Annotated in this window: 14 protein-coding genes; 4 read left to right on the plus strand and 10 right to left on the minus strand. The window is 43.1% G+C overall.

The annotated features are described in order from the left end of the window. Positions 1 to 20 precede the first annotated feature (20 nt). From ABD744_RS08350 to ABD744_RS08370, 5 genes are all read right to left on the minus strand, one after another. The gene (locus ABD744_RS08350; RefSeq protein ID WP_344797370.1) at positions 21 to 824 is read right to left on the minus strand and encodes a substrate-binding periplasmic protein; all 804 of its coding nucleotides are present in this window, start codon (positions 822 to 824) and stop codon (positions 21 to 23) included. Between the two features lie 154 nt (positions 825 to 978). Next, on the minus strand, positions 979 to 1683 hold the full coding sequence (locus tag ABD744_RS08355; protein ID WP_344797372.1) for an imm11 family protein: 705 nt from the start codon (positions 1681 to 1683) through the stop codon (positions 979 to 981). A 67-nt stretch (positions 1684 to 1750) separates the two neighbouring features. Next, a complete protein-coding gene (locus tag ABD744_RS08360) occupies positions 1751 to 2473 on the minus strand; it encodes an imm11 family protein (RefSeq protein ID WP_344797374.1) in 723 nt (240 codons plus the stop codon). Between the two features lie 111 nt (positions 2474 to 2584). Beyond that, entirely contained in the window at positions 2585 to 2917 is a 333-nt protein-coding gene (locus ABD744_RS08365; protein ID WP_344797376.1) for a YnfA family protein, read from the minus strand. 66 nt (positions 2918 to 2983) lie between these two features. Further along, complete coding sequence (locus tag ABD744_RS08370) at positions 2984 to 4699, minus strand: winged helix-turn-helix domain-containing protein (RefSeq protein ID WP_344797378.1); 1716 nt, start codon at positions 4697 to 4699, stop codon at positions 2984 to 2986. A gap of 218 nt (positions 4700 to 4917) precedes the next feature. Between ABD744_RS08370 and ABD744_RS08375 the strand changes: the two genes are divergently transcribed. Next, positions 4918 to 5745, plus strand: coding sequence for an alpha/beta fold hydrolase (locus ABD744_RS08375; RefSeq protein ID WP_344797380.1), 828 nt, complete (start codon positions 4918 to 4920; stop codon positions 5743 to 5745). A gap of 244 nt (positions 5746 to 5989) precedes the next feature. After that, positions 5990 to 6352 (plus strand): glycine zipper family protein, encoded by a 363-nt coding sequence (locus ABD744_RS08380; protein ID WP_344797382.1) that lies wholly within the window; start codon positions 5990 to 5992, stop codon positions 6350 to 6352. Positions 6353 to 6426: 74 nt separating this feature from the next. On the opposite strand, the gene ABD744_RS08385 is transcribed toward ABD744_RS08380, so the two are convergent. Further along, a complete protein-coding gene (locus ABD744_RS08385) occupies positions 6427 to 7674 on the minus strand; it encodes a serine hydrolase domain-containing protein (RefSeq protein WP_344797384.1) in 1248 nt (415 codons plus the stop codon). 154 nt (positions 7675 to 7828) lie between these two features. On the opposite strand from ABD744_RS08385, the gene ABD744_RS08390 reads away from it, so the two are divergent. After that, positions 7829 to 8401 carry a TetR/AcrR family transcriptional regulator gene (locus ABD744_RS08390; protein WP_344797386.1) on the plus strand — a complete coding sequence of 191 codons (573 nt, stop codon included), beginning with the start codon at positions 7829 to 7831 and terminating at the stop codon, positions 8399 to 8401. Here the strand turns inward: ABD744_RS08390 and ABD744_RS08395 are convergent. Then, complete coding sequence (locus ABD744_RS08395; protein WP_344797388.1) at positions 8398 to 9543, minus strand: GNAT family N-acetyltransferase; 1146 nt, start codon at positions 9541 to 9543, stop codon at positions 8398 to 8400. The genes ABD744_RS08390 and ABD744_RS08395 overlap by 4 nt on opposite strands. 73 nt (positions 9544 to 9616) lie before the next feature. Between ABD744_RS08395 and ABD744_RS08400 the strand changes: the two genes are divergently transcribed. Next, on the plus strand, positions 9617 to 10414 hold the full coding sequence (locus ABD744_RS08400; protein ID WP_344797390.1) for an ion transporter: 798 nt from the start codon (positions 9617 to 9619) through the stop codon (positions 10412 to 10414). A gap of 95 nt (positions 10415 to 10509) precedes the next feature. On the opposite strand, the gene ABD744_RS08405 is transcribed toward ABD744_RS08400, so the two are convergent. From ABD744_RS08405 to ABD744_RS08415, 3 genes are all read right to left on the minus strand, one after another. After that, entirely contained in the window at positions 10510 to 11280 is a 771-nt protein-coding gene (locus ABD744_RS08405) for a substrate-binding periplasmic protein (protein WP_344797392.1), read from the minus strand. Positions 11281 to 11434: 154 nt separating this feature from the next. After that, positions 11435 to 12085, minus strand: coding sequence for a cupin domain-containing protein (locus ABD744_RS08410; RefSeq protein ID WP_344797394.1), 651 nt, complete (start codon positions 12083 to 12085; stop codon positions 11435 to 11437). Continuing rightward, complete coding sequence (locus ABD744_RS08415; RefSeq protein ID WP_344797396.1) at positions 12085 to 12855, minus strand: SDR family NAD(P)-dependent oxidoreductase; 771 nt, start codon at positions 12853 to 12855, stop codon at positions 12085 to 12087. The genes ABD744_RS08410 and ABD744_RS08415 overlap by 1 nt, the downstream gene beginning before the upstream one ends. Positions 12856 to 12887 lie beyond the last annotated feature (32 nt).

Here is a 12887-nt window from a genome sequence, read left to right on the forward strand (position 1 = left end):
GCAACACATAAACCGCCTTGCTATCGAGTGGCATACAGTACTTGTTTGATGTCGAAAGAAGAGTGGCTGTCATGCTTTAAAACTTCCCCACTCAGATAGTCACGGCTGTAAAATATTTCATTTAACACACCTTCGGCCTTCATTTGTTCAAGCGCCCTTCGGATTTTCTCTGCCTCACCTTTCAGCGGGGATTGCTTAGAAAGGTACAAATCAGCGGTGGCCGTAGATAAAGTGGTTAATCGTTTTAAACGTAAAGGATCTATAGACATAGTATCTATGCCATAAAATATGGACTGATCAGCACTGACCAACGCCGCAACATGCCCCTTCAACAACATTCTTAATCCCTGATTCATATCTTTCACCGGGACTTTAATGATCTGCTCATTATCATCAAATGAAGGACCATAAACAGACCCTCTGACATGGGCCACCCGCTCACCCGCTAATTCTGAAATATCTTTAATGGGCTTATGATCGCTTAAAGACACCGCAATGATATCCGCCTGAACAACGGTACCCAACGACTGCGCGATACCTTCTGACTTCGCCCCTTTGTACATAACAGCAAGATCACATTTCCCAAGGGAAATATCCATAATGACTCTGGGGTATGGCCGCATTCGGTTATCAATCTTCCGATCGAGTTTAGTTGCAAGGCTGTACGCAAAATTGACCAACAAACCTTCATGCAAACCACTCTTTTTCTCTATTCCCCAAGGCATGACATTACTGGTAGAGATCTTTATGGGCTCCACCGCCTTGGCGTGAATCGACAAAAATATGACAAATAGAACAAAAACAACTTTAAGATGAGCTAACACGTTGATTTACCGAGATATAACCTATAAAAGATCAAGATAGTAACACAACAAACGAGTCCGAAATACTAACTTTACAATCTACAAATAAGCCCGATATCTTCTGCAAGATATCGGGCTTATTTCTACTAACTTAGATATTAATTTTGAGCTTACATTAGACATGCCCTACAACTTCACCGTCTTTACCTGCATATTCTGTATACTCTTCTATTCCCGTTACGCCCGCTTTTTTAAACGCGTCCATCAACACTTCATTAAAATAAAGAACGTGGATCGCTATTTGCTTGAGGGGTGTTATATAACGCCACATAGGCAATGTTTCTATATTTTTTCTTACTTCTAGCTGATGTTGTATCGTTGGTAAAACGTCTGCTTCCATTTCACCTGTGGCAGGTGAAAAATCCAGCCTTTGCAATGGCTTCCCATTCGGCTCGATCATCACATATCGTCGCATATTCATAAGGTAGTAAGGCTCTTCGTTCAAACGTTGGCCTTGTTCATCCACTAGCTCTACTGGCCAAAATTGGTGACCAAAAGGATCAATACTTTGAATGACTGACTTCGCTTTTTCAGAAACATATATCTTCCCTGAAGCCATAATATCTTGTAATTTCAAGCTTTTTTTATCTATTTCGCTCACATCGATAACTGTATTAATATTAAGGCGCCATTCAGGGAGGATTGGTGCCTTAAAAACACGACTTAAAGGCCAATCACCAGATAATTTAATCTCTTCAAAATGATCTTCATATTCTGGGGTAGGTATTCTTGTACCAGGAAACCAATACGGCCCTGCCTTTAAGTCATAACTGTATGAGACACCATCCTGTCCGTAAGGCCGTTCAAGTCGATAAATCATCCAACTACCACCTTTAAAGAAAGAGTGTAAAAAAACAGATTCCTAACCGAAGCTTCCTTTGTAATGTCTATAGTTCGCATAAAGACTCCTCCCCTAAACCGTATTTCTGGCTGAATAAATCCATCCCAATCACCTTTTCAGCCCTTAAAGCATCAACTAACTCTTGATTAAAATAGACAATGGCTCTGTATCTGATGCCATGCTCTCGCCATTCGATGCCTTGTCTCACATGTCTCCAGATTGGTACTTGTTCAAGCTCTGTTTGCAGCTTTGGCGTATCTTTAACTCGTGCTATAAAATCTTCTGATACATCCAGCGGGAAATAGCCTAACTCTTCTGCTTTTGCTGTTCGTACCGAAGGAGTAATGGATAGAAAGCGCCGTAAATTCAACCAGTAATACGCCTGCTCTGTTTCTAAAGGTTGTTCATTGTGATCTATCCATTGAATGGGAATGTATTCATGCTCAAAGTCATCGATGGATTCAATGACTTTTTTTACCTTTTCAGAGATAAATAATTCGCACTCGGCACCCCAAATATCGGGTAATACTTCCGTTTCTTTACCTTCATGAAACCGTAAACACAGCCCGGTTGGTCGGGTATCAAATCTCGGCGCCTGATAACAGCTAACCCCTTCTATTTCAGGGGACATTGCTATTTGCGTCATCTTTTTTTCATAATGAACAATACCGACCCCGGCACGAATTTCTTTGTGCTTACCGGGTATTGGCACCGGGAAGGCTTCTAACCGTTCGAGCGTCGCAAGTTTGGATAAAAATCGATAAATCACAGTAGATTCTCTGTTTAAATTAAAGGCTTTTCATGATCATAGACCACCGGGGTACTGAATTAGACTGAATAGCCATTTTTAGAATTCGAAATTACTTTTTCGGGCCTACGGCTACGCCCCTCTCGGCCCAAACATAATGATCGCCATCCCAAGAAGTGCCACCGAAGACCCAACAAGATCCCATGTTGTCGGTCGAATGCCATCCACAGCCCAAAGCCACATTATGGCAACGAAAATGTAAACGCCGCCGTAAGCGGCATACACTCGCCCTGCCGCCGTAGGGTGCAAGGAAAGCAACCAGGCAAATGCCATCAAACTCAATGCACCCGGAATCAGCAGCCAGACAGACTTATCTTCCCGCAGCCAAAGGTAAGGCAGATAACACCCAAGTATTTCGGCAATTGCAGTGACAAAGAACAACGCGATGGTTTTTAGTTCTGGCAAGAGAGGTTTCCTCGTGGTTACGTGCTGAACTGGCCTAATGTATTAATCCAACTATTCATTCCGTTTTCAGTGCCACAAGCGTATTTGTTCTTGCAGTAAACCGGCATTCAGTTCTGAGGCAAGAATTTTAGCTTTCGCCAGGTAGCGATGGGCGCGTTCGGAATCATGCGTCTTATGGAGTTCCGCCCTCAGCATCCAGGCGATACTGAGTTCATAAGGTTGGTTCAGTTGCTTCAGAATTTCAATGGCACGCGCATAGTAATTGTCTCGTTCATTGAGGTTCAGCTGGACGTCTCCGCCCTTTTGTAACAGGACAGATGAGAGCAAAGGTAAGTATCCTTGGCGAGTAATGCGCTCTAATGAGGCCACCTTTAAGCTCTCATCCGCACTTAATTTAATTAGTTCATGAGATGGGTCCTTCTGGTGCCTTGTATTGGTATTATCACTGAGCAACAAACTTGTAACCGCATCGGCGTCATCCGATTGGCTGGCGATTTGTATGTTATGAATTTGTAATTTGAGGTTATTGATATCGTCGAATAACACCGTATTTGAGGTGTGCTGGAGCTGGGATATACTCTGCTCAAGTTGAACAAGCGCGTCTTCCAGTAACCCTTCCCGAAAGCTCAAAACAGCAAGCCAATAATGGCTGAATGCCAACAAAGAAGGATCTTCAACACCAAGTATGCTCTTAAAAGTTGTCTTAGCGGTTGTCCATTCACCAAGATAGAGCTGGCATACGCCTAAATAAGCTTTAGACCATAGATGGGTTGGATCAATCTGAACCGATGCCGCAAAGTAGTGTTGAGCCAATACGGAGCCTTTATTTTGCAACGACTGAATACCTCTTGCATATTCGTGCATGGCACTGGGGACATAGTTATACGGCGGCAGCGCAACCTGTTGCTTTTTCGGATGTATTTGTTGGTACAAAGCGCTGACTAAATCCGGCATAACAACGGCCAAATCGCTGCGTTCGAAACGGCCTTTTTTTATCTCCCCTTCTTGGTAAACCAGTTGATAATTAAGCACCTGATGCTGAGGCGTCAACTCAACCTCTCCGGCGATAATTACATCAAAGTCACTTATGAGAAACAGCTTCGAATAATCGCCTGTCGCTAAGACGGCATCCAGATCAAGATCTGAGAACAAATACGGAACTTGTGTTGGAGGCGTAGTTTTAACCCCTTCAATTGATAAAAAATCCCCCGCCATCATGTCACTCAAGCCATACTCAACCCAATTCATTGAAGTGGTATGCGTTCCATTTTTGAAAGGTAAAATCAACACTTTCATTCGGTCATTAGTAATCTGCGTCCCAGGCGTTGTTTGTTGAACAGCGAATACAAAAACTAAAAGCGACAACACAAATAAAACAGAGACAGCAATAACCACCCTGCTTTTGTTTGGTTTCACTTTTTCTGGTTCGCAAACTAAGGGCGTATCTGGCGGAATTTGAGCGGTGTTGTCACATACCCATTGATACCCTTGGTTGGGAATCGTCCGTATATATTGAGGTGCAGAAGATGAATCACCTAAGGCTTTTCGTAACTCCAAAATACTTTGCGATAAAGACTTTTCTCGGAACTTCCCGTGCTCCCAAAGTGCATCAAGAAGTTCTTCTTTTGGAATCACCCGTTTCTGATTTTCAACAAAAAAACGGAGCAACTGTCGTAACTTCTCACGAAGAAATACTGATTCGTCGGCACCTGCTCGGGTTAACTCGCCCGTTTGTGTATCAAACTGAAAATCATTGAATGTATATGTGTTCGAGTTTTGCAAAATTCTTCCCTTAAAGTCCTTCGCTTGAAGCCATGCACACAGTAATCAATAAGAGATTGATTTAAAAGGAATTTGGAATAAATTTGATCCGTTTTGACTTCTTTTTGATTCGATGTTCAACCGATTTTACCCGATTTGGGTTGTCGACTTTTGATGATCTCGCCAAGCTGCGCTCAACAAAAATCGTTCATTTAATCAAAACCGAAAAGGATAATCCCATGAACAACAGTGAAACCTTTACCCTCAAAACAATCAAAAAACTTGGCGTTATGAGCTGTTTGTTAGCCAGCACAACCGCCAGCTTTGGGGCTCAAACGCAAGAAAAACCAACGCTAGTGTTTGTACATGGCGCTCATTTTACTGCAAGCTCTTGGCAACAGGTTCAAACAGAGCTGAAAGATACGTATCCAAGTGTGGCGGTTAACCTGCCCGGAAGAAATGACAAGATCATTCCTAACCAAGTCAGCATGGAACTGTCTGCAGGCTCTTTATGCCAGTCTCTTGGCCAGATTTCAGGTGATAAAGTTTTGGTTGCTCACAGTCAGGGCGGTGCCATTGTAAACGCAGCATTGAACATCTGCCCCAAGGAAAACATCGAGAAGATTGTCTATGTAACTTCAGTCGCGCCATTAGACGGTGAAGACGTTTTTGCCAAATTATCAAAAGCCGATGAAGAGCATTATTTCCAGGGCATTCGTTTTAATGAGCAAATGGAGCTGTTAGAAATCAGTGACTCCGAAAAATTTGCAAATAACTTTGCCCAGGATGCCTCTGGTGAGCAGCGTAAATGGCTTATTAACTCAGCTGTGGCAGAGCCAGCGCCTGTGGGAGGAAGTAAGATAAAACTGAACCAACAGCGGTTTGATGATATTGAAAAACATTATGTGTTCGCCAAACGGGATCAAATTATTTCCATCGAGTCTCAAAACAAAATTGCAGACAGTTTAAAGCTCAAGTCCACCTTCACCATCAACAGTGGCCATCTGCCAATGCTGACCCAAAGTAAAGAGTTGGCCAATATTCTTGTTCAGGTAAGCTCAAACTAATCCTTCAGTATGAGGGCGATGTGCACGCCCTCTTTCTGCGTTCTCAAATAAACCATTTAATCAGGTCACAATCGCTAACGAAAGAAATTACTACTTATCTATGAGAGTTAGCCTTTCATCCGGAAGGTTTTTCAAGATGAGAATTGGTTCACCCAGTTGAATTGACTAATACCGGCCGTTTTAGTCATTATGGCAGCAACCTATACGACCAAGTGGATTTATCATGAATCCGGAACACAAGATTATGAAAAAACTCTCACTACTCTGTGCTGTTACGCTTATTGTCGGCTGTTCATCTAAGCCAGGCGGCAACATCATCATTGATGATAAAAATATCGACCAAACTGCGTATGAAAGCGATCTAAATGAATGTGCTAAATTTGCAGATCAAGTCGACACCAGCGGACAGGTAGCGTCCAGCGCAGGTGTTGGCGCCATTGTCGGTGGCGTAGTCGGGCTTATTTTTGGAGACACCCAGTCAATCATCAACAGTGCTGCGGCAGGCGGTATCATCTCTGGTGCAGGCGGCGGTGCTCAGGCGCAACAAGAAAAGAACCGTGTAGTTCGGAATTGTTTAGTCAGCCGAGGCTACAACGTACTTAACTGATTCTGAATAAAGCCATTACTTCACTTTGTATTCGGTAATGGCCTTTATCCGCTGATCATCGAAACAAATAATGATTAATCAATAGCAGCCAGGTTGCTTGTGTTGGTCTTATTGTCTGCCAAAGATTTGGCTATTGCTCTGAATGCCGCAATGGACTCCAGCGCAGATTCAAAACCATTATCCATAAACTTTCTGTTTGCAGAGTTCTTAACCACAACCACATTCGCTTTCTGGTTCACATAAATAAACTGATCGTAAACACCTATGGCCATGAACTCTTGATCTGAGTTTTCAGGAATCCACCACTGGTAACCATAACCCAAAGCCATGTCAGAGGTATCACGTTTGCCCGGTATTAAATGAGGGGCGTCAGGCGTAACCGAGCGCTTCACCCAATCTTCCGGAACCACTTGCTGGCCTTTCCAGCGACCGTTATCCAGATACAACTTACCAAACTTCGCAAAGTCCCTAGTCCTCATGTTCAGGCCACCCAAAACCAAGGGCTCACCTTGAAAATCAGTGATATAAAATGTATTGCCTTCTGGCTGTATTCTGGACCACAAATGCTCGTTAAAGTATTCAAGAATACTTTGACCTGTGGCCTTACGAAGCACCATACCCAGCACGTGGGTATCAATACTGACGTAATGTAGGTACGTGCCCTGCTCTCGCTCTTTCACCAAGCTGGCCGCAAACTCATCATAGGAACCCCCTAACGCCATTAGCCGACCAAAGCGATTGATGTCCGAATTAAAATCCTGATAGTCCTCATCAAACTTCACACCGCTGGACATCTGAAGAACATTTTTAATCGACACCCCATCATAACCGCTGCCCACCAGCTCCGGCACATAATCGGTGACGGGTTGATTTAAATCTTTGATATGCCCTTGATCTACTGCAACGCCAAACATGGCAGACAAAAACGACTTAGCCACCGACCATGAAATACGCAGGTCTTTTTCAGTAGTGCCTTTGTAATAGGATTCATGGGTGACTTCATCACCGTGCAACACTAATAAAGCGGTCGTTTGGCTGCGATCTAAAAATTCGGAAAGATAGGCTTGTTTGCCATTGTATTTAAAAAATTCTGGCAACATTTTTTCATTTTTCTGAAACACAAAAGGCTCTGATGAACTGATGACTTCAGCCGTTGGAAACAGCTTATCCATATGAACAAAATTCTCTACGATGTACTCTTCATCAAACAAAGTTATTGCGCTGTATAGTTGCATAACTCGCTGCCAATTCAGCGCAGCAACCAAACCAAGCACCAGAACCGCAACTCCGGAAATTATCAATCCTGCTTTTACAATCTTCATTGGCATTCCTCTTCATTTTTATTTTTGTAGAAGTAAATACTAAATCAATCGATCGATAAAAAAAAGACATATAGAGAAATATGCCCCCATAAGGATATAATTCACAACTTCAGTTACGAAAACTTTATCTAAGCAGCCGGAAAACAACGTATTTATGGGTCGTCCTAATAAAAGCGAAGAAAAACGCCATCAAATTTTGGATGCATTTGAGCGAATTATTCTAAAAGATGGTTTCGCAAAAGCGTCTCAACGAAAGATAGCTCAAGAAGCCGACATGAATCAGCCAATGATTCATCATTATTTCGCTGGTAGTGAAGAAATGCTGGATGCCCTTCTGAATCGTGTAATGCAGCGTTACCAAGAAGCTTTGGATGACTTTGTAGCAAGCCATGAGCAGCCAAACCTTGAAAGCTTAATCGAGTTTGTATGCTCAGAGAAGTTTCATAGAATCAGCCGGCAAAACGAAGTGTTTTTTGCTCTCATTGGCCAAGGGGGGCATCAGGACAGTGTTTTTCAAAAAATGTCAGACGTCTACCACGAATTTCACAACACCATTGTAGGCATGCTACGACAAGGGGGCCTTAACGAGCCTGATCGTGTAGGTTACATGCTCATGTGCTTTATCATTGGTCATGACTGGGCGAAGAAGCTGGGCTTTGGCGAACAGAGAAATCAAGACATGACCAAGAACCTAATTAACTTAGCAAGCATGGCCACTGTTAATTAGACCTCTTTCTTAAAGGGCACCAAGGTTAACGTTTCTTTAAAGTACGCCTCAATGTACGGTTTTTCTTCGTTAACGGCATTTTCAATGGCGACTCTGAAAGCATCGTCTCTGATCCAGTGATTCGAATAACTGTACACTGGCTCGAAGCCGCGCTGGATTTTATGTTCCCCTTGCACACCCGGATCAAAACGCCCTAAACCATGGGATAAACAATACTCAATGCCTTGATAATAACAAGTTTCAAAGTGCAAGCACTCGTGTTCCTCTATACATCCCCAATATCTGCCATACAGTGTATCCGTATCTTTAAAATTCAAAGCACCGGCAATGTATCGTCCTTCGCGCTTAGCCAGCACCAAAACCAGGCTTTCAGCCATTAGTTCAGACAACAACTCAAAAAAGGTTTGGTTCAAATAGCCGCCATGACCACTCCGTTTGGCGTAAGTTAACACGTAAAACTTATAAAAAATTCGCCAGTGTTCAAAACCGATCTCTTTGCCCGTCAACACGTCAAAACTGATGCCTGCATCGACCACCCGCTTACGCTCTTTGCGTACATTTTTACGCTTACGGGAACTGAAAGCAGCTAAGAAATGATCAAAACTCGTATAGTCACGATTAAACCATTGAAAATGAACGGCCTTACGCTGAAAGTCGGTACAAGCCGAAAAAGATTGGCTCAATCTCTGATCCGGAAACAACAAATGAAATGAGGAGCCTTCAATCTCAGCGGCTCTTTTTTGAATTTCAGAGATAATCAAAGGAATGATGTCACTTTGATCAACACCTTCAGCACAACACAGTCTCGGGCCTGTGATCGGTGTGTACGGAATGGCAGAAACGAACTTCGGAAAGTAGTCAAAACCATATCGCTGATAGGCATCGGCCCAAGCGTGATCAAAAACGTACTCGCCATAACTGTGAAACTTGAGATACAAAGGCAGAATCGCAACGAGCTCGTCACCTTTGTGAACCAAACAATGATGGCCTACCCAACCCGTTCCTTTGCCGGTAACACCGCTTTTTTCAAGAATTGAAATAAATCTGTAGCTTAAAAATGGGTAACTACCCATCAGGTTGTCCCAGTCAGAACTTGAAACCTGTTGAATCGACGCAATAAAAGAAACTTTAAGACTGTTCATACAGAACCATAACCTAATAAAATAGTCTTACCCAAACGATCCTAAAACCGAACTTCAGGAGAACACCCATTATATGGAAACGACCAGCCTTCAACAGTCGTTTATGAAACTCAGAAGCAACAAAGCCTTTGAACTCTTTGTTGTCAGCATCATAATCTTATCCGCCATCTTAATCGGTGTAAAAACTTATGAGTTACCACCCGGCGTTTTCACCCTGATTACCTGGTTTGATCACTTCATTACAGTGATATTTTTAGCTGAGTTGATCATTCGTTTTACCGGTGAAGAGCGAAAGCGAGACTTCTTTAAACAAGGTTGGAATATTTTCGATACCATCATCGTCTTCGCAAGCTTAGTCCCCATCGAAGAAAGTGAAATGGCATTTGTCGGTCGATTACTTCGTATTTTCCGTGTCCTTCGTATGGTCTCGATCATCCCTGAATTACGAGTTTTATTAAACTCACTGATTAAAGCGTTACCTCAACTCGGCTACGTTATGTTATTGATGTTCATCATCTTTTACATTTATGCAGCCATAGGCTCAACGCTGTTTGCAGGCATTAACGAAGAACTGTGGGGAGACATTTCAATTTCTTTACTGACGCTGTTCCGGGTAATGACATTTGAAGACTGGACAGACGTCATGTATGAAACTATGACGGTGTATAAACTGAGTTGGATTTATTATCTGACCTTCATCTTCCTGACCGCCTTTGCCTTTTTGAACATGGTGATCGGTATTGTGGTCAGCGTGCTTGAAAAAGAAAATGCCGAACACCAACATGAAATGGGTGAACCGACATTATTAGAGCTTCAGGATCAGATTCAGGAACTCAAGGTGCTGATTCAGCAGAATAACGCCAGCAAATAACATTAAGAAATTAAAACGCCCTGGTTGATCAGGGCGTTTTAAATCAGACATCATTCAAAAAGTCACATCAATAAGCGTATTTCTCAAACACACTATCAGGCCTTCATTTCGTTCATTACGGCTTCCACTTCTTGCACATATTTTAGCGACACCTTCTTATTGGAAAACAGAATATACGTTGGCCATGTCAGTACGACCAGATTATCACTGCTACCTACCGATTCTTTTACAATATCAATCCTATCGTATAACGCATTTTCTTTGATGTAATGCATGACAGGAAGGTAATCACCAACAAAAAAATCCACTCTGTCACCCAACAGCAAGTCAACACTTTGCCTCGTTGAATTACTCAGGATCACGTAACTGAATTTCTCTTCATCCAGTGCATGCCTGAACGGGCCACTGCCATACAAGTAACCTAGCCTGACTGCAATTGATTTATCTTTCACGTTGCTAAAGTCTGGATTAACCTCAATATCCTTATTCCTCTTTTTAAAAAGAACGTATTTCTGCAATATCAAGGTGGAATCAACATAGTAGCCCCATTGCTGACGGGCTTGATTTTTACCAGCGTTGAACAAGATATCGTTCTGTCCGGACTCCACCAAAAACACCGCCCGTTTCCAAGGAAAAAACTCAAAGACGACCTCATTTACCCCAGTACGTTTTACCGCCTCTCTGATGATTTCAACCGCAATGCCTTTGGGCTGACCATCTTCGAGGTATTCATAAGGCGGGTAATCCAGAGTCGCTGCTAATATCGCCCTGTCCTTTTCAAACCCATAGCTGATGCCCGAGAACCACAGGCTCCAAAAAAAGACGAAGTAACCCAACACTACGTTTATTCCCAAAGAAAGAGGCATACACTGACCACCGGTGAATTTATAAAGATGAAATATTCCATACCTTTACAACCACAACGAAACTCCCTTGAAACTATAAAAGTATTGGTAGCAGATGAACTACTGTCAAACCCGGCTATCGCTGATCAGCTTTTCTTTTCGAATCACGACCGACTTAAACCGGTAAATGCCCCGTTTTCACCAGAATTACCGTTTCTTCATGCACAAACGGATGATGTTGACTCATATGTGGGCTGCGAATCCAACTTCCTTGCTGATAAGCTCCGTGCTCATCTTGAAACATCCCGGACAGCACCAGTATTTCCTCACCACCAAAGTGTCGATGAGGTTGGAACACTTCACCTGCAGGCCACTTAACCAATGCCACATGCTCATGTTCGAACGCATGCAAAGACATGACCTGTAAACCACCAATGCCAGGCAACCAGTTAGCTTTCGTGGTGTCGATCCTGACTTCTTTGGTGTCCTGCACATCAAACTGATTCAGCTTCACAAAAATGACACACCCCTCTTTACTGAAAGGAGTATGAAAACTACCTGGAGGGTTTCTTAGGTACGTTCCTTTACCGTAATCACCCGTTTCATCTGAAAACACGCCATCCAAAACGAAGATTTCTTCACCCATTGGGTGCTTATGAGCACTAAAGCTGGAGCCCGCTGCGTATTGCACCACACTGGTAACATGCCCTATTTCATCATCGGATCGCGCTAAAGGTTTTCTTAAAACACCCGGTGCAGGGCTGGCAACCCAGCCCATACTTTCGGTATCAATAACTACCCGTTGTTCAAAGTTCAGATTCAACATTACCCATTCCTACCCGCCATAACACCACCATCTACGTCCCAAATGGCCCCAGTGACCCACTCAGTTTTATCAGACAGCAGGAATCCGACCGTCTCTGCAACCTCCTCTGCCCGACCCACACGACCTATCGGATGAAACGAGTTAAGCCCTTCCAATGCATCATCCACTTCACTCGGGTCTATAAAGGCTTCATAAATCGGCGTTTTAACAACCGCCGGAGACACCGCGTTAACCCGAATTTTGTGATCGGCCAACTCCATCGCCATATGTTGAGTTAAGGCATGAAGTCCGGCTTTTGCCATGGAATAGGCCGACGAAGGCGTGGCCTTTATCGCTTGCTGCGCCCACATAGAGCCGATATTGACGATGCTTCCTCCGGTATTGCGCATCATATTTTTTGCAACCGTCTGGGAAATAATGAACATCGCCTTGTTTAGCCCCATGTAGGTTTCATAGTCCTCTTCTGAGTGATCGATAAAAGGCTTTGGATTAAAATAACCCGCCGCATTGACTAAGTATCCAACCTTCGAATTAGGTTCATTAATATAATCCAGAACTTTTTGATAACTGTTTTTACTGTATAAATTGGCCTGTATAGAAGTTGCATTACCCATCGCTTGCAAAACACCCAAGGCATCTTTAAGTTTTGTTTCATTGTTACCAACAATAACAACGTCTACTTGATGACTGACTAACAACTTGGCAACCTCTAAACCCATGCCACTGGAACCGCCAATGATCAGTGCAACACCTGATTGATTAAAATTCATAACTTTCTCCTTCGTTTGATACCATCTTTTGG

Origin of the sequence: Litoribacillus peritrichatus, assembly GCF_039537985.1 — a bacterium.
Classification (GTDB): Bacteria; Pseudomonadota; Gammaproteobacteria; order Pseudomonadales; family Litoribrevibacteraceae; genus Litoribacillus; species Litoribacillus peritrichatus.